The organism is Streptomyces sp. NPDC058650 (assembly GCF_042717315.1).
Lineage (GTDB): Bacteria > Actinomycetota > Actinomycetes > Streptomycetales > Streptomycetaceae > Streptomyces.
Map to the genome: position 1 here is coordinate 81497 of NZ_JBHXRL010000014.1, position 17981 is coordinate 99477.

Genomic DNA, 17981 nt, shown 5'->3' on the forward strand with positions numbered 1-17981 from the left:
AAAGGGCGTCAGCGCAGGCGCAGGGCCTTCATCGCCTTCAGGGACAGGCTCATCACCGCGGCGTACTTCTCGTCGTCCATGCCGAAGGAGGGCGCGAGCGGCATCAGCCGCTGCTGGGCGACGGTCTGGGCCTCGGTGTACTTGAGGATGCCCTCCGAGCCGTGGCGGCGGCCGAGACCGGAGTCCTTCATGCCGCCCATCGGGGACTGCACGCTGCCGTAGGCCGGCGCGTACCCCTCGTTGATGTTGACGGTGCCGGTGCGCAGCCGGGCCGCGACGGCGTGGCCGCGGCGCGAGTCCTTGGTCCACACGGAGGAGTTGAGGCCGTACGGCGTGCCGTTGGCGAGCTCGATGACCTCGTCCTCGTCCGTGAAGCGGTAGATCGAGACGACCGGGCCGAAGGTCTCCTCGGAGCAGACGGCCATCGGGGCCTCGACGCCGTCGAGGATGGTCGGCTCGTAGAAGAGAGGGCCGATGTCGGGGCGGGCGACGCCGCCCGCGACGAGCTTCGCGCCCTTGGCGACGGCCTCGTCCACGTGCTTCGTGACCATCTCCAGCTGCCGGTCGCCGACGAGGGAGCCCATGTCCGCCCCGTACGCGAGGGAGCCGCCGAGCCGCATGGCCTTGGTGCGGGCGGCGAAGCGGTCGAGGAAGGCGTCGGCGATCGACTCGTGCACGTACAGCCGCTCGATGGAGATGCAGAGCTGCCCGGCGGAGGAGAAGCAGGCGCGGACGGCTCCGGCGGCGGCCTTCTCGATGTCGGCGTCCTTCAGGACGAGCATCGCGTTCTTGCCGCCGAGTTCGAGGGAGACGCCGACGAGCCGGGCCGCGGCGCCCTGGGCGACCTCGCGGCCGGTGCGGGTGGAGCCGGTGAACGAGACGTAGTCGGCGTGCTTGACGACCTCGGGGCCGACGACCGGGCCCTCGCCCAGGACGACCTGGAAGACCTCGGCGGGCAGTCCGGCCTCGACGAGCAGGTCACGGGCCCACAGCGCGGTGAGCGCCGTCTCGGTGTCGGGCTTCATGACGACCGCGTTGCCCGAGACGAAGGCGGGGAGCGCGTCGCCGACGGAGAGCTCCAGCGGGTAGTTCCAGGGCGCGATCTGGCCGACGACCCCGCGCGGCTGGCGCAGCTCGGTGACCTTGGTGAGGGTCGGGACGACGCCGGTGTGGCGCTTGGCGCGCAGGTAGGAGGCGGCCTTGCGGCCGTAGTGGCGGGCGGCGACCGACACCGCCTGGACCTCCTCGTGGGCGTGCAGGCGCGCCTTGCCCGTCTCCAGCTGGATGAGGTCGAGGACCTCGGCCTGCCGCTGGAGGACGAGGTCGTGGAAGCGGAGGAGGACGGCGGCGCGGACCTTGACCGGGGTGGCGGCCCAGGCCGGCTGGGCGGCGCGGGCGCGCGCGAAGGCCTCGGCGACGTCCTCGGGGGTGGACTCGGGCAGCTCCGCCAGCTTCTCCCCGGTGAAGGGGGTGTGGTTGGCGGTCCGGCCCGAGCCGACGACGCCACGGGTGAGCCGGGCGACCACCTCGGGCGTCACGACGTCGGCGGCGGTCCGCGCGCCGGCGGGCGCGGGCGCGACCGGGTTGGTCGCGCCGGCGGGCGCGGCCGCTCCGCCCTTCGCGGCGGGGGCGTCGGGAACCGAGGGGGCTGCGGGGGCCTGCGAGTCCGTCATGAGGGCGAGCGTAGGCGGCGATCCGCCCTTTGGGTACCCGTCGGTAACGCGTTTTCACCGGGTACACACATCGCGCCAGCGATCACTGGCACATAAGCCCTGATCAGGGGCTTACGGCTGGCGGAGGCCGGGGTGAGGAGATTTTTCCGGCCCTGTTCGGCGTCCCGTTCAGTCGCCCGGCGGCCGCCAGTGCTGGAGCATGATGTCGAACTGCTCGCGGGTGGTCTCCCAGCTCGACTGCGGCGAGGACATGTACAGGGCGTACTCCGTGCCGTCGTCCTCGTAGTACATGAGGTCGATCGCGTGCCGCGGCCCGGGGAAGTCCTTCTTCTCGGTCCAGGTGAACTCCCACTGGCAGGACCGGACCTGGTCGCGGTAGGTGACCTGGCCGAGCTTGACCCGGGTGTAGTCCATCCGCTTCTGCAGGACGCGCTCCAGGTCGAGGGCGTGCATGTACGGGTTCTCGAAGTCGGGGCTGCGGTCGATGCTGATCCGGATCCGGTGCTTGCCGTTGTCCGGGGTGTAGTCGATCTGGTCGCCCTCCTTCTGCCGCTTCCAGCCGTCCGGTACGAGCAGGCTGAAGCCCGCCGGGTCGTGGACGCGGTGCCAGCCGGCCGGAATGCCGTTCCCGGCGCCCTGGGTGGCGGTGGAGGGGCCGGTGACCGTGGTCCGTCCGCCGTTCCCGAGTCCGTCCCGGTCGCCGCCCGCGTAGTTCATGGCGGCGAAGACGGCGCCGCCCGCGACGAGACCGGCAAGCAGGGCCGCGAGGGCGACGGTGCGCCAGCGGCCTCGGCCCGAGGACACGGGGGCGGGGGTGAAGGCGGAAGGCACCAGGGTGGGGGGTGACTGCGACCCCTGGGACGACTGCGGCGCCTGGGGCTCGTCGGCCGGGTGGGGCCACTGCGCCGTGGACGTCCGCGGGGCACCGGACGGACGCGCCGCGGCGTCCGTGCCCGCCGCGCTCCCGGCGGCCGTCGAGTCCGCGTCCGTCACGCCCGAGGTCACGTCGTCCCTCGCCACGCGCTGGGTCGGCACGTACGCCTGCGCCGTCTGCGGCGTCCGTCCCTCCATCGCGTCGAGCAGCATCCGCTCGGCCTCGTCCGCACGCGGCCGGTGCTCCGGCTCCTTGCGCAGCAGCGCCACGATGACCGGCGCGAGCGGCCCGGCCTTCTCCGGGTACCTCGGCTCCTCGGTCACCACGGCCTGCATCGTGCTGATCGGCGAGGTCCGGCGGAACGGCGAGGTCCCCTCCACCGCCGTGTACAGCGTGGCCCCGAGGGACCAGAGGTCGGAGGCAGGACCGGGGTCACCGCCCCGTACCCGCTCGGGCGCCAGATAGTCGATGGAGCCGACGATCTCCCCGGTCCGGGTGATCGTCGAGTCCCCCTCGATCGCCGCGATGCCGAAGTCGGTGATCAGCACGCGCCCGTCCCGCGCCAGCAGGACGTTGCCGGGCTTGACGTCCCGGTGCAGCACCCCGGCCGCGTGCGCGGCCCGCAGCGCGCCGAGGACGTGCAGCCCGACCCTGGCCGCCTCGCGGGGCTCGATCGCGCCCGTCTCCTTGGTGGCGTCGGCGAGCGAGGGCCCGTCGACGTACTGCATCACGATCCACGGACGGCTGTCGTGCTCCAGGACGTCGTGGACGGTGACCACACCCGGGTGGGTGATCCGCGCGGCGGCCCGCGCTTCCTTCTGGGTCCGCGCGTGCAGCACGAGCCGGTCGGCCTCCGCCACGAACCTGCCCGCTGTCAGCTCCTTCACCGCGACCACGCGGTGCAGCACCTCGTCGTGCGCGCGCCAGACCTTGCCCATGCCGCCGCGACCGATGCACTCGCCGAGCCGGTAGCGACCCGCGAGCAACAACCCCGCCCCTGTGCTCTGAGAATGTTCCACTTGCCCCCGCCCGTTCCTTCGGATGCCAGGTTACGGAGGGGGGCGGGGGCTGCGGAACCTCGGGGCTGTCATAGGAACAGCACTGTGACCGGGGGACGGTGACGATCCGGCGGTCGGCCCGGCGGGACTGACCGGTGGACACCCGGCCGGCGGCCCGGCGTCGTCGCCGGCTCAGCGTCCCGGGCGGAACGCCTTCGTGGCCTCGTCGTAGATCTCGGTGACCTTGTCACTCTCGCTTTTCGGGCCGATGACCACCACGACGTAGTACCGGCCGCCGTCGATGAGGGCGAGGTTCCGTACGGAGACCTGGCGCCCGGTGCTGTCCAGCCACCAGTAACTGCCCGTGGCCGTCGCCGTCGTGCCGATGTCGACCCGGCGGGACGAATCCGTACCCGACCAACTGGACACGCGCAACGGCTCCAGCTCGCGCTCCTTGTTGTTCTGGTACTCCAAGGGGTCGGATCCGTGGTCCGCGACCATGTCCCTGCCCGGGACGACGATCATCGTGAAGTCGCCCCCCGTGTAGCGCACTTGCCCGGCGTCGTTGATCGGGCTGCGCCGCCAGGCGCTCGGGACCCCGATCCGGAAGCCCTCCGGGTCCTGGCGCAGGGCGTACCCGGCGGCGAGGGCGGGCGCCGACGGATCGGCCGCGGGCGGGGTCGTGGACGGCTTGGAGGACGGCTTGGCAGACGGCTTGGCGGGCGGCTTCGAGGAAGGATCGGCCGACGGGTCGCCGGTGGGTGCGGTGCCGGGCGCGGTGGTACGCGGCGACCCGCCGGCCGTCGGAGCGCCCGCGCCGGGCTCCTCCCCCTCGCCCGGCAGGAAGAGCACGGCGTACGCCACGGCCCCGCCGAGCAGGAGCAGGACGAGGAGCAGCAGCGTACGGCCGAGGGAACGCGGCGAGCCCTCGCCCCGGGAGGGGCTCCGGGGCGTACGAGGAGCCCGTGGCGCACGGGGCGCGCGCTGCGGGATCTCCTCCTGGAACTCCACCCCCGCGTCGGCGTATCCGCCCTGGTGGACGCGCTCGGGCGCGGCCTCGTGCAGGGCCTCGGCGCGCCGCTCGGGGCGGGGGTCCTTGCCCCGCTTGTGACGGTGGCGGCCCGCGCCCGCTCCCGCTCCCTTGCGGCGCCGGCGCACCAGCTCGCCGCGGCGGCGCACGATGGGCAGCCGGGTCTCGTCGAAGGACGGCAGCGGTACGGCTCCGAGGCCGGCCTCGGGCTCCGGTGCGGACCGCACGAGCGAGCGCAGCCAGCCGCGCAGCTCCTCGAAGTCGGGGCGCTCGGTGGGGTCCTGGCGCAGCAGGGACTCCACGACCGGGCGCAGCGGCCCGCACTCCTCGGCGAAGGCGGGCGGCTCGGCGCAGACCAGCTGGACGAGTTCGGCGGCGCTGTCCTCCGGGTAGGGGGCGTGGCCCTGGACGGCCCGGTAGAGGAGCGCGCCGAGCGCCCACAGGTCGGTGGCGGGTCCGATGGGCGGGGCGAGGCGCCAGTTCTCGTGGACGGGGCCGGCCTGCTCGGGCGCCCAGCGCTCGGTGACCGCGCCGACGACGGCGATCCGGGTCTGGCGGGCCCGCTCGGCGTCGAGGCGCGTGGTGGGGCCGCGGTGGGCCTGGGCCGGTACGGCGACGTGGCCCCCGGTCCCCGCCGGTCCGGCGGGGACCGGGAGGCGGGCGGGGTCGGGGGTCGCGGCGGTGTACCCGGCGGGCAGCGCCGGGCGGCCCGAGCCGGGCAGTACGGGGCCGCGGCCGGGGCCCGAGCCGCCGGCGGGGATCGGTCCGGAGCCGTCGCGCGCGGCGTGCGGGCCGTCGCTCCAGTTGCCGGCGAGGTGGACGCGCGGCGGGGGGCCGGCCTGCGGGCCACCGTACGCCGTGCCGCCGCCCTCGTCCTCGTCGTCGTCCTCGTCGTCGTCCTCGTCGTCGTCCGCCGCCTGCGACCACCACTGCGGCTCGGGCGCGCCGGACGCGGGCACCGGGGCAGGTGGCGGTGGGGGCGCGGGGGCCGGGACCGGTGGTGTGGGCCGCTCCCCCGGCGCGGGGCGCTGGCCGGGGAGCGCCCCCGCCTCGCCGAGCCGCGCCGCGGCACGCGCGCCCGCGCGGTACGCGGCGATGGCTCCGGCCCGTGCGGCCCGCACGTCGGCGGTGAGCGGCGGGGCGATGGCCGGGGGCTCCGCCCCGGTCCGGGTCTCGGGCGCGGACCTCGCCCCCGCGCCGTACGGGTCGGTCCCGTAGGACCCGCGACCGTACGCATCGGCACCGGTCTCGCCGGCTCCACCGGGGTCGGCCGCGCCGCCACGGCCCTCGGCACCGTCCCGGCCGGGCCGGTACTGATCCGGCCCGTCCGGGTCAGGGCCATACGCGTCGGCGCCGTACCCGTAGGCGGCCTCGCCGAGAAGCTCCTCGTCCGAGTCCGTCCCGTACGAGACCTCCTCGAACTCCTCGGCCTCCTCGAACTGCTCGGTCTCCTCCGACTCCTCCTCATACGCTTCGGTCTCGGACTCGGTCTCGGCGTCGATCTCCTCGTAGACCTCGGCCTCGTACAGGTCGGAGCTGTACACCTCGGCGAACTCGGGCTCGGGCGCGAGCGGGAAGTCGGGCTCGAACTCCCGGGACGCGAACCCGGACCCCGTCCCGGCCGCCGTCCCGGCGCCGAACCTCGCCCCGAACTCCCCCTCCTCGTCCCCCGCCTCCGGCACGGGCGAGTAACCGCACAAGGCCTCTTCCGCGGCGCCCACGGCGAGGCCCGTGAGGACCACCCGCCCGTCGTCGCAGATGAGCACGGTCCGGGCGGTGATGTTCCGGTGGACCCAGCCGTGGGCGTGGAGCGCGCGCAGGGCGGTGAGGACGTCGGCGCCGATCTCGGCCGCCCGGTACGGGTTCAGGGGCTGCTCGGCGAGGAGCGCGGCCAGCGGCCTGGCCGCCACGACCTCGCTCACTATCCACAGCGAACCGGCCTCCGCGAAGACGTCGAAGACCTGGTCGAGGAGCGGATGGTCGGGAATCTGCGCGGCGGCCTGGGCCGCCTCGATCGCCCGGCGCACGACGGGCTCGGCCGGCCGGCGCGTGGCCCGCCCGGCGCTCCCGTAGGACTGCGCGGAACCGCCCGCGCCGTCGAGCACCTCGGCGTCCACGAACTCCGGCAGGGGCACCTGGCGGACCAGGACCTCCTGCCCGCTGTACGTGTCGAAGGCGCGCGTCTCGGCGAAGTCGTACGCGTCCGGGCCCGGGCCCGCCTCCGCGCCGGTCGGCGGCAGCGGCAGGCGGTAGCGGTCCGCCAGCACCCTTCCCGCGTAGTCGTCCACGACGCCTCCCCACGCGCGCACGCTGTCCCCCGTGGACCCGCGGATCCGTCGGATCACGCGAGTCCGTCAATTCCGGTCCGGCACCGTGCAGTTAGCGGCAATTGTCGGCTGCGTACGGTCCACGAACTCTCACGATACGTGGCACCGGTCAGTCCTTGGGGCTGAACGTGGCGAACGCCGTCTCCCGCAGCGTCCGGCACTCCGCGCCGTCCCACTCGTCCGCCTTGCAGGTGATCATGATGGAGTAGCCGTGCTTGTCGTCCACCTTGAAGCCGCGGTTGAGCACGCGGACGGTCATGCCCTTCTGCGTGCGCGTGAACTCCCAGTCGGCGACGGTCGGGTAGCCCTTGTAGGAGACCTGCTTGATGCCGATGTGCTCGTAGTCCTGGCTGGTGACGGCCACGCCGGCCTTGGCCAGCTCCCAGGCGCTCTGCGCGTTGTCCTTCGGGCTGTCGTTGAAGTCGACCTGGACGCGCGGGAAACCGCCGCTCTGGCTGAATATCACGCCGAGGTCGTATCCCGGTATCGAGCGCGGCTTGAAGGTGCCGGGCAGCGCCATGGAGAAGTGGAGCCGCTCGTTGGTGACGAGGGCGTACCCGGCGGGCAGCTGCGCACCGGTGCCGCCGCTGGGCTTGCCGGACGGCTTGGTGCCGCCCTGCCCGGTCGTCGTCCCGGTCGTCGTCCCGACCGTCGTCCCGGCGGTCGTTCCGGTGGTCGTCCCCGTCGCGCCCGTGTCGCCCGTCGATCCGTTGGAGCCGGTGCCCCCGGGCTGCGCGCCGCCCTGCTGGCCGGGGCCGCCGGGCGTCTGCCCCTTGCCGCCGGAGCCTTCGGAGCCGCCGGACCCGTCGGCGCCGCCGGATGCGCCGGCCGAGGCCGTCGTGCCGCCGGTCCCCTGGCCCTGCTTGTCCTTGTCGTCGCCTCCGGTGAGGGAGACCGTCAGGATCGTGCCGAGCAGCGCGAGGACGGCGACCGCGGCGATGATCACCAGCGTGCGGCGCGGCACGACGTCGGTCAGCGGCGCACGGGCCGGAGCCTGCCTGCCGCCACCCTGCAACGGCCCGGCCACCTTCGGCCTCGGCGGCTTCGGCGGCTTGGACTTCGCCTTCGGCTCGGCCTTCGCGGAGGCCGCCGCGTTGCGCACGGACTTCAGCGCGCCCCGCACCCGGTCGGCGGCGACGGCAGCGTCGGGCGTCCTGTCCCGGTGGGCGGCCGGATCCGCCGGAGCCCGGTCGGGGCGCGGCGGAAGCAGAAGGGCCCGGGTGACCTCGGGAGAGACCTCCGGCGCCGCGACGGGCGCGTCGAGCACGGCCCGCAGCAGGACCCGCGCACGGGCGTCGTCGAGGCGCTGGGCCGGGTCCTTGGCGAGCAGGCCGTAGATGACCTGCTCCAGCTCGGGTCCCGCGTTCTTCGGCGGGTCGACCGGCTCGGTCATCACCGCCGTGAGGGTGGCGATGGCGGAGCCCTTGTCGTAGGGCGGGCTGCCCTCGACCGCCGCGTACAGGAGGCCGCCCAGCGACCACAGGTCGGCGGCCGGTCCGGGCTTGTGGCCGCGGGCGCGCTCCGGCGAGATGTAGGAGGGGGCGCCGACGAGCATGCCGGTGGAGGTGATCGAGGGGTCGCCCTCGACCTGGGCGATGCCGAAGTCGGTGAGGACGACCCGGCCGTCCTCGGCGATCAGCACGTTCGACGGCTTCACGTCACGGTGGAGGATGCCCTCGCGGTGCGCGGAGCGCAGGACGTCGAGGATGGCGAGGCCGACCTCGGCGGCTCGGCGGGGCGTGAGCACGCCGTCCTCGCGCACGGCCTCGGCGAGGGACTTGCCCTCGATGAGCTCCATGACGATCCACGGACGGTCGTCCTCGTCGACGACGTCGTACACGGTCACGGCGCCGTTGTTACGGATCCGGGCGATGGCCTTGGCCTCGCGCAGGGTCCGGGTGATGAGGCGTCGCTTCTCGTCGTCGTCGATGCTGGTGGGGAAGCGGAGCTCCTTGACGGCGACGGTGCGGCCCAGGGTCTCGTCGACCGCGCGCCACACGGTGCCCATGCCGCCGCGTCCGAGGACCACGCCGAGCCGGTAGCGGCCGGCGAGCAGCCTGCCCTCCGTCACGGGGTCCTTGCGCAGCCGGTCGCCGCCGAAGCCGCCGGAACCACTGCCGGCGGCCGAACGGCCGGAACCGCTCCGCGGCTCGGCGCGGCCGGTCTCGCCGTCGCCGTCCCCGGCGCCGAAGCCGGCCCTGCCGGTCGACGGCTCGGTGCCCCGCAGCCGGCCCGTCACGCCGGAGGGCTCGTCGGACACCGCGTCACCCTTCGGGTCGACAGCGCCCGCGGCGCCGCCCGAACCCTCGGCTCCCGCAGCGCCGTCGGAGCGCTCCACGTCGCCCGCACCGTCCGCACGCTCCGCGCCGGCCGCGGCCTCCGTATCGGCCGCGCCCTCCACGGCATCCGCGTCCTCCACGTCATCCGCGGTGTCCGCGGTGTCCGCGTCCTCCACGGCACCCGTGACCTGCGCGTCCTTCGTGTTCCGCGGGTCCCGCTCCGCCGCGCGCGCGGCCGGAACCGCCCCTCGGTCGCCGTCGGCCGCGCCCCCCGCGGCGGCGTCCCGCCGGGGGTCCCTCGCCGTGTCCCGCGACTGCTCCGCCTCCGACATGCGTCCCCTCTGCGATCCCTGATCTTCGCCGCGTCTGCCGCTTCCCGCGTGATGCGGTAACCCGCCCTGGAAGAGAGGCCATTGTCCCTCACCTCGGGACGGGTGCCGCCCCCGGGTCCGTACTCCGGGATGACGACGCCCGTCGGCACCCCCCAGGTTCCCACCGCATTCCGGACGACACGGACGTCCTGCCGGGAACGCGCCGTCAGATCGGCACGATGTCCGGTGCCCCGAGCCGTGCGGCGTCGGCCGTCAGGTCGTCCGGCTGCCGCTGCGACTCGCGCTCGGCCTCGACCCGCTTCTCGTAGTGCTCGACCTCCTTGTCGATCTGGTGGACGTCCCAGCCCAGGACGGGCGCCATCAGCTCCGCGCACTCGCGCGCGCTGCGCGTGCCCCGGTCGAAGGTCTCGATGGAGATCCTGGTCCGCCGGGTGAGGACGTCGTCGAGGTGGCGCGCGCCCTCGTGCGAGGCGGCGTAGACGATCTCGGCGCGCAGGTAGTCGTCGGCCGCCGCGAGCGGTTCCCCGAGCCCGGGATCCTCGGCGATCAGGTCGAGGATCTGCTCCGTCAGGGAGCCGTACCGGTTGAGGAGATGCTCGACCCGGACGACGTGCAGCCCGGTCCTGGCCGCCGTCCTGGCCCGCGCGTTCCACAGGGCCCGGTAGCCCTCGGCGCCGAGGAGCGGGATGTCCTCGGTGACGCAGGCGGCCACCCGCTGGTCGAGGCCGTGGACCGCCGCGTCGACGGCGTCCTTGGCCATGACGCGGTACGTCGTGTACTTGCCGCCGGCCACCACGACCAGGCCGGGGACCGGGTGGGCGACGGTGTGCTCGCGCGAGAGCTTGCTCGTGGCGTCCGACTCGCCCGCGAGCAGCGGCCGCAGGCCGGCGTAGACGCCCTGGACGTCGTCCCGGGTGAGCGGGGTCGCGAGCACGGTGTTCACATGCTCCAGGAGATAGTCGATGTCGGCGCTGGACGCGGCCGGGTGGGCCTTGTCGAGGTCCCAGTCGGTGTCGGTGGTGCCGACGATCCAGTGCCGGCCCCAGGGGATCACGAAGAGCACGGACTTCTCGGTGCGCAGGATGAGTCCGGTGGTCGAGTGGATGCGGTCCTTGGGCACGACCAGATGGATGCCCTTCGAGGCGCGGACGTGGAACTGGCCGCGCTCGGCGATGAGGGCCTGGGTGTCGTCCGTCCACACCCCGGTGGCGTTGACGATCTGCTTGGCCCGGATCTCGTACGAGCCGCCCGACTCGACGTCCTGCACGCGCGCGCCGACGACCCGCTCGCCCTCGCGCAGGAAGCCGACGACGCGGGCCCGGCTGGCGGCCATGGCGCCGTACGCGGCGGCCGTGCGCACGAGAGTGGTGACGAAGCGGGCGTCGTCCATCTGGGCGTCGTAGTACTGGAGGGCGCCGACGAGGGCGTCCCTCTTGAGGCAGGGCGCGACCCGCAGCGCGTTCCGCCGGGAGAGGTGGCGGTGCGCGGGCAGGCCGCGGCCGTGGCCGGAGGAGAGGGACATCGCGTCGTACAGCGCGACGCCCGAGCCCGCGTAGAACCGCTCCCAGCCCTTGTGCTGGAGCGGATAGAGGAAGGGGACGGGCTTCACCAGATGGGGGGCGAGCCGCTCCAGGAGCAGTCCGCGCTCCTTGAGCGCCTCCCGCACCAGCGCGAAGTCCAGCATCTCCAGGTAGCGCAGGCCGCCGTGGATGAGCTTGCTGGACCTGCTCGACGTGCCGGAGGCCCAGTCACGGGCCTCGACGATGCCGGTGGAGAGTCCTCTCGTGACGGCGTCGAGGGCGGTGCCCGCGCCGACCACTCCGGCGCCGACGACCAGCACGTCCAGCTCTCGCTCTGCCATGGCCCTGAGCGCCTCGGTGCGCTCGGCCGGTCCCAGTGTCGCTGTCCTCATGGTTGCCGCCTCCCGTCGTCCCCGAGCCGTCCCGGTTCCGATTCTGGCCCGCTCCGGCGACTTCAGCCACCGCCTCGCCGCCACCCTGTGGATAACACTCGGCGACCTGCGGCCTCACAATGCCGCATATCGGTCATATTTACGCCTAGTCTGACATTGCGTTCACCCCGTTCTGTCCACCGGGGTTGCGCCTCGCGTCCCCTCCGGCTACTGGGAAGGACGGCCCACCCCCCATGCCCGCTGATCTCGCCGTCATCGGCCTCGGCCACCACGGACTCCCCCTCGCCCAGGCCGCCACCGCCGCAGGCATCGACACCGTCGGCTACGACACCGACCCCCGCCCCGTCGCCGAACTCGCCGCCGGCCGGTCCCCGGTCGACGGCTCGCTCACCGCACCGGAGATCCGCCGGATGCTCGCGGGCGGCTTCCGGCCCACCACGAACACCGCCGAACTCGGCCGCGTCCGCACCGCCGTCCTCTGCGCACCGACCCCCCTCGGCCCCGACCGCACCCTCGACCTCACCGCCGTCACCGACGCGGCCCGCGCCCTCGCCGCCCGGCTGCGCCCCCACACCACCGTCCTCCTGGAGTCCCCCGTCCCGCCGGGCACCACCGAGGGCCCCCTCCGCGAGATCCTCGAAGCGGGCTCGGGGCTCCGCGCCGGCCGCGACTTCCACCTCGCCTACTCCCCCGGCCGTCTCGACCCCGGCAACCGCACCCACGGCTACGCCGGCACCCCCAAGGTCATCGGCGGCCTCACCCCGGCCTGTACGGAGTCCGCCGCCGCCTTCTACGGCCGGCTCACCGACAAGGTGGTACGCGCGCGTGGCCCGCGCGAAGCCGAGACGGTCAAGCTCCTGGAGACCAACTTCCGGCACGTCAACATCGCCCTCGTCAACGAGATGGCGGTCCTCTGCCACGAACTCGGCGTCGACCTCTGGGACGTCATCCGCTGCGCCGAGACCAAGCCCTTCGGTTTCCAGGCCTTCCGCCCGGGCCCCGGTGTCGGCGGGCACGGCGTCTCCGTCGACACCATCGGGGCCCACCGCCCGCTCCGCCTCGTCGAGCTCGCCGGCCAGGTCAACGAACGCATGCCCCAGTACGTCGTCCAGCGCGCCGCCACCCTCCTCAACGAGCACGGCAAGTCGGCCCGCGGAGCCCGGGTCCTGCTGCTCGGGATCACGTACAAGCCCGACCTCCCGGACCGTCAGGGCTCCCCCGCCGACGAGATCGCCCGCCGCCTCATGGACCTGGGCGCGGCCGTCAGCTACCACGACCCCCACGTCCCCGACTGGCGCGTCCGCGAACTCCCCGTCCCCCGCGCGGACTCCCTCTACGAGGCCGCCGCCCACGCGGATCTGACGGTGCTGCTCCAGCACCACCGCACCTACGACCTCCAGGGCCTCTCGGTGAAGGCCCAGCTCCTCCTCGACACCCGCGGCGCCACCCCGGGCGGCGCGGCCCACCGCCTCTGACCCGCGGCAGTGGACGCGTAACCCCTGTGGTGCCGTCACAGGGAGCTGCTAATCTCCGGGACCTCCTGTTCGCACATCCGTGCGCCACCGTCCCTGGGGGATCCGCAGCATGAGCCAGCCCGTTCCGCCGCCGCCCGGCAACCCGTTCGCCAACGGCCCCGCGCCCGAGCCGTACCCGATGGCACCGCCGCCCGCCCCCGTCCGCGACAACGTGGGACTCGGCCTGGTGGCCGCCCTGGTCGCGGGGCTCGTCGCCGGCGGCGTGTACGGAGCCGTCATGGGCGGCATCGAGCGGGAGATCGGCTGGGCCGCCATCGGTGTCGGCTTCCTCGTCGGTCTCGCCGCCGGCAAGGTCGGCGGCCGCAACCCCGTCCTGCCGGTCGCCGCCGCGGTGCTGTCCCTCGGCGCCGTCTACCTCGGCCAGCTCGTGGGCATCGCGGTCCTGGTCGGCAAGCAGCTGAACGTCTCCGCCACGGACGTGTTCCTGGAGGAGTTCGGGCTGCTGACGGAGGCCTGGAGCGAGGGCAAGGACGCCATGACGTTCCTCTTCATCGCCCTCGCCGCCTTCGCCGCGTTCTCGGCGGCCAAGAAGGCCGCCCGGTAACCGGCGGAACAGAACGCGAGGGGCCCCGCACCACCCGGTGCGGGGCCCCTCGTCACGTACAGGACGGCGTCAGCGCTTGTGCTGCGCGTCCGCGACGGTGACCTCGACGCGCTGGAACTCCTTGAGCTCCGTGTAGCCCGTCGTCGCCATCGCCCGGCGCAGGGCACCGAAGAAGTTCATCGAACCGTCCGGGATGTGCGAAGGACCCGCGAGGATCTCCTCGGTGGTGCCCACGATGCCCAGGTCGACCAGCTTGCCGCGCGGCACGTCCTCGTGGACGGCCTCCATGCCCCAGTGGTGGCCCTTGCCGGGCGCGTCCGTGGCGCGGGCCAGCGGGGAGCCGATCATGACGGAGTCGGCGCCACAGGCGATCGCCTTCGGCAGGTCGCCCGACCAGCCGACACCGCCGTCGGCGATGACGTGCACGTACCGGCCGCCGGACTCGTCCATGTAGTCGCGGCGGGCCGCGGCCACGTCGGCGACCGCGGTCGCCATCGGGACCTGGATGCCCAGCACGTTGCGCGTGGTGTGCGCCGCGCCGCCGCCGAAGCCGACGAGGACACCCGCCGCGCCCGTGCGCATCAGGTGCAGGGCCGCGGTGTACGTGGCGCAGCCGCCGACGATGACCGGGACGTCCAGCTCGTAGATGAACTGCTTCAGGTTCAGCGGCTCGGACGCGCCCGAGACGTGCTCGGCGGAGACCGTCGTGCCGCGGATGACGAAGATGTCCACGCCGGCGTCGACGACGGCCTTGGAGAACTGCGCGGTGCGCTGCGGGGAGAGCGCGGCGGCGGTGACGACACCGGAGTCGCGCACCTCCTTGATGCGCTGCCCGATCAGCTCCTCCTTGATGGGGGCGGAGTAGATCTCCTGCAGACGGCGGGTCGCGGTCGCCTCGTCCAGCTCGGCGATCTCGTCGAGCAGCGGCTGCGGGTCCTCGTACCGGGTCCAGAGCCCTTCGAGGTTGAGGACGCCGAGGCCGCCCAGCTCGCCGATGCGGATGGCGGTCTGCGGCGACACGACCGAGTCCATGGGAGCGGCCAGGAACGGCAGCTCGAAGCGGTAGGCGTCGATCTGCCAGGCGATCGAGACCTCCTTCGGGTCCCGGGTGCGCCGGCTCGGGACGACGGCGATGTCGTCGAACGCGTACGCCCTGCGGCCGCGCTTGCCGCGCCCGATCTCGATCTCAGTCACGATGTGTGGCCTTTCCCTCTACGTCTGCGCCTACCAGTATCCCCGACACAAGCGTGGGGGGCGGCTCCGGCCACATGCCGGAACCGCCCCCACGCGTCGCGCTGTGTTACTTCCTGCTGTAGTTCGGCGCCTCGACCGTCATCTGGATGTCGTGCGGGTGGCTCTCCTTGAGGCCCGCGGACGTGATCCGGACGAAGCGGCCCTTGGTCTCCATCTCCTCGATGGTGGCCGCGCCCACATAGCCCATGGTCTGGCGGAGACCGCCGACGAGCTGGTGCAGGACGTTGGCCAGGGGGCCGCGGTAGGGCACCTGGCCCTCGATGCCCTCGGGCACGAGCTTGTCGTCCGAGGCCACCTCGGCCTGGAAGTAGCGGTCCTTCGAGTACGACCGGCCCTGGCCGCGGGACTGCATCGCGCCGAGCGAGCCCATGCCGCGGTACGACTTGAACTGCTTGCCGTTGATGAACTGCAGCTCGCCCGGGGACTCCTCGCACCCGGCGAGCAGGCTGCCCAGCATGACCGTGTCGGCGCCGGCGGCGAGCGCCTTGCCGATGTCGCCGGAGTACTGCAGACCGCCGTCGCCGATGACCGGGACACCGGCCGCGCGGGCGGCGAGCGCCGCCTCGTAGATGGCGGTGACCTGCGGGACGCCGATGCCGGCGACCACGCGGGTGGTGCAGATGGAGCCGGGGCCCACGCCGACCTTGACGCCGTCGACACCGGCGTCGATCAGGGCCTGCGCGCCGTCACGCGTCGCGACGTTGCCGCCGATGACGTCGACGCCGACGCTGGACTTGATCTTCGCCATCCAGTTCAGGGCGTTGCTGTTGTGTCCGTGGGACGTGTCGACGATCAGGAAGTCGACGCCCGCCGCGGCCAGGCCCTGCGCGCGCTCCAGCGCCTCGGGGCTGGCGCCGACGGCCGCGCCGACGAGCAGCCGGCCCTCGGCGTCCTTGGCCGCGTACGGGTACTTCTCGGCCTTGACGAAGTCCTTGACCGTGATGAGGCCCTTGAGGATGCCGGAGTCGTCGACGAGCGGCAGCTTCTCGATCTTGTGGCGGCGCAGCAGCTCCATGGCGTCCACGCCGGAGATGCCGACCTTGCCCGTGACCAGCGGCATCGGGGTCATGACCTCGCGCACCTGGCGGCTGCGGTCCGACTCGAAGGCCATGTCGCGGTTGGTGACGATGCCGAGCAGCTTGCCCGCCGGGTCGGTCACCGGGACGCCGCTGATGCGGAACTTGGCGCACAGCGCGTCGGCCTCGGCCAGCGTCGCGTCCGGGTGCACGGTGATCGGGTCGCTCACCATGCCGGACTCGGAGCGCTTCACGAGGTCGACCTGGTTGACCTGGTCCTCGATCGACAGGTTGCGGTGCAGGACGCCCACGCCACCCTGCCGCGCCATGGCGATGGCCATGCGGGACTCGGTGACCTTGTCCATCGCCGCCGACAGCAGCGGGATGTTCACGCGGACGTTGCGGGAGATCCGGGACGAGGTGTCGACCGCGTTCGGGAGGACCTCGGACGCGCCCGGCAGCAGCAGCACGTCGTCGTAGGTCAGCCCGAGTGTCGCGAATTTCTCGGGCACTCCGTCGACGTTTGCAGTCATGACACCTTCCCCAAATGGCCTTGATCGGTGCGGATGTCCATGCTAACGGGCCGAAGCCGTGTCTCATTCCACGACCAAGATCAGCCGCAAGCTTTGGACGTTCGTACGTGTACGAACGGGCCGATAGGCCCCGGCAACACTTACTGCCCGGCGCAACCGCCGCTGCCCGGCGTACGGCTACGGGTGACAGCTACTGCTCGGCCAGCGCGCGGAGCCTGCTGAGCGCGCGGTGCTGCGCGACCCGGACGGCCCCCGGGGACATGCCGAGCATCTGCCCGGTCTCCTCGGCGGTCAGCCCGACGGCGACCCGCAGCACGAGCAGCTCGCGCTGGTTCTCCGGAAGGTTGGCGAGGAGCTTCTTGGCCCACTCGGCGTCGTCGCTGAGCAGCGCGCGCTCCTCGGGACCGAGGGAGTCGTCGGGCCGCTCCGGCATCTCGTCGGAGGGCACGGCCGTGGACCCCGGGTGCCGCATGGCGGCCCGCTGGAGGTCGGCGACCTTGTGTCCGGCGATGGCGAAGACGAAGGCCTCGAAGGGCCTGCCCGTGTCCTTGTAGCGCGGCAGGGCCATGAGGACGGCGACGCAGACCTCCTGGGCCAGGTCCTCCACGAAGTGGCGGGCGTCCCCCGGCAGCCGGTTCAGGCGGGTGCGGCAGTACCGCAGGGCGAGCGGGTGCACACGCGCCAGAAGGTCGTGTGTGGCCTGCGCGTCGCCTTCGACCGCGCGGCGTACGAGCGCGCCGATCTCCCCCTGCCCGGCAGGCATGGGGGAACCCACGGTCTCGTCGTCGCGCATCGCTCCATGGTGCCCCGACGCCTCTGCGTTCGCGGCACCGCGTCCGTAGTTGTGCACCGAAGCGTTATGAGCAGGTGCGCCGGAACTCATCTCCCGCGCCCTCCCCTCCCGCTCGACCGACTCGTCCCCGAGGAACTCCACATCTCAAGGATGCGTCATTCCGCGGGGAAGTGACACAAGCCCACCCCGTCCACCCCACGACGGACGCGGATGCGGACGGGGAGATGGCCGGTGACCTGCGACTCAGCGCACCAGGCCCCAGCGGAAACCCAGGGCGACGGCGTGCGCCCGGTCCGAGGCGCCCAGCTTCTTGAAGAGACGCCGGGCGTGCGTCTTGACGGTGTCCTCGGAGAGGAAGAGCTCGCGCCCGATCTCCGCGTTGGACCGGCCGTGGCTCATGCCCTCGAGGACCTGGATCTCGCGCGCGGTGAGCGTGGGCGCGGCGCCCATCTCGGCCGAACGGAGCCGGCGCGGGGCGAGTCGCCAGGTCGGGTCGGCGAGCGCCTGGGTGACGGTGGCCCGCAGTTCGGCGCGCGAGGCGTCCTTGTGCAGATAGCCACGGGCACCCGCGGCGACCGCGAGGGCGACGCCGTCGAGGTCCTCGGCGACCGTGAGCATGATGATGCGGGCGCCGGGATCCGCGGAGAGCAGCCGGCGGACGGTCTCCACGCCACCCAGACCGGGCATGCGTACGTCCATCAGAATGAGGTCCGAGCGATCCGCGCCCCAGCGGCGGAGGACTTCCTCGCCGTTGGCCGCGGTGGTCACGCGCTCGACGCCGGGCACGGTCGCGACCGCGCGGCGAAGCGCCTCTCGGGCAAGCGGGGAGTCATCGCAGACGAGGACGGATGTCATGACTGACCTCCGTGGCTCTCGCAGCT

General features: G+C 73.3%; 11 protein-coding genes. 2 read left to right on the top strand and 9 right to left on the bottom strand.

What is annotated here, in order from left to right; translation table 11 throughout:
• Nucleotides 1-8: 8 nt before the first annotated feature.
• The 5 genes from ACFWWU_RS24065 to ACFWWU_RS24085 form a co-directional block, all read right to left on the bottom strand.
• Entirely contained in the window at nucleotides 9-1673 is a 1665-nt protein-coding gene (locus ACFWWU_RS24065) for a succinic semialdehyde dehydrogenase (RefSeq protein WP_384147893.1), read from the bottom strand.
• A 168-nt stretch (nucleotides 1674-1841) separates the two neighbouring features.
• The gene (locus ACFWWU_RS24070) at nucleotides 1842-3566 is read right to left on the bottom strand and encodes a protein kinase (protein WP_384147894.1); all 1725 of its coding nucleotides are present in this window, start codon (nucleotides 3564-3566) and stop codon (nucleotides 1842-1844) included.
• Nucleotides 3567-3737: 171 nt separating this feature from the next.
• Nucleotides 3738-6863 (bottom strand): protein kinase, encoded by a 3126-nt coding sequence (locus ACFWWU_RS24075; RefSeq protein WP_384147895.1) that lies wholly within the window; start codon nucleotides 6861-6863, stop codon nucleotides 3738-3740.
• A gap of 148 nt (nucleotides 6864-7011) precedes the next feature.
• Entirely contained in the window at nucleotides 7012-9513 is a 2502-nt protein-coding gene (locus tag ACFWWU_RS24080) for a protein kinase (protein WP_384147896.1), read from the bottom strand.
• A 205-nt stretch (nucleotides 9514-9718) separates the two neighbouring features.
• Nucleotides 9719-11425 (bottom strand): glycerol-3-phosphate dehydrogenase/oxidase, encoded by a 1707-nt coding sequence (locus ACFWWU_RS24085; RefSeq protein ID WP_384147897.1) that lies wholly within the window; start codon nucleotides 11423-11425, stop codon nucleotides 9719-9721.
• A gap of 233 nt (nucleotides 11426-11658) precedes the next feature.
• Here ACFWWU_RS24085 and ACFWWU_RS24090 point away from each other — a divergent pair, with 233 nt between their 5' ends.
• Together ACFWWU_RS24090 and ACFWWU_RS24095 are read left to right on the top strand one after the other, a co-directional pair.
• A complete protein-coding gene (locus ACFWWU_RS24090; RefSeq protein ID WP_384147898.1) occupies nucleotides 11659-12900 on the top strand; it encodes a nucleotide sugar dehydrogenase in 1242 nt (413 codons plus the stop codon).
• Nucleotides 12901-13009: 109 nt separating this feature from the next.
• Complete coding sequence (locus ACFWWU_RS24095; RefSeq protein ID WP_384147899.1) at nucleotides 13010-13504, top strand: hypothetical protein; 495 nt, start codon at nucleotides 13010-13012, stop codon at nucleotides 13502-13504.
• A gap of 69 nt (nucleotides 13505-13573) precedes the next feature.
• Here the strand turns inward: ACFWWU_RS24095 and ACFWWU_RS24100 are convergent, their stop codons facing one another.
• The 4 genes from ACFWWU_RS24100 to ACFWWU_RS24115 form a co-directional block, all read right to left on the bottom strand.
• Nucleotides 13574-14698, bottom strand: coding sequence for a GuaB3 family IMP dehydrogenase-related protein (locus ACFWWU_RS24100; protein ID WP_317598487.1), 1125 nt, complete (start codon nucleotides 14696-14698; stop codon nucleotides 13574-13576).
• A gap of 106 nt (nucleotides 14699-14804) precedes the next feature.
• Nucleotides 14805-16307, bottom strand: coding sequence for an IMP dehydrogenase (guaB, locus tag ACFWWU_RS24105; protein WP_317598486.1), 1503 nt, complete (start codon nucleotides 16305-16307; stop codon nucleotides 14805-14807).
• A gap of 190 nt (nucleotides 16308-16497) precedes the next feature.
• Entirely contained in the window at nucleotides 16498-17100 is a 603-nt protein-coding gene (locus tag ACFWWU_RS24110) for a sigma-70 family RNA polymerase sigma factor (RefSeq protein ID WP_056552247.1), read from the bottom strand.
• A 243-nt stretch (nucleotides 17101-17343) separates the two neighbouring features.
• On the bottom strand, nucleotides 17344-17955 hold the full coding sequence (locus ACFWWU_RS24115; protein ID WP_003948568.1) for a response regulator transcription factor: 612 nt from the start codon (nucleotides 17953-17955) through the stop codon (nucleotides 17344-17346).
• Nucleotides 17956-17981 lie beyond the last annotated feature (26 nt).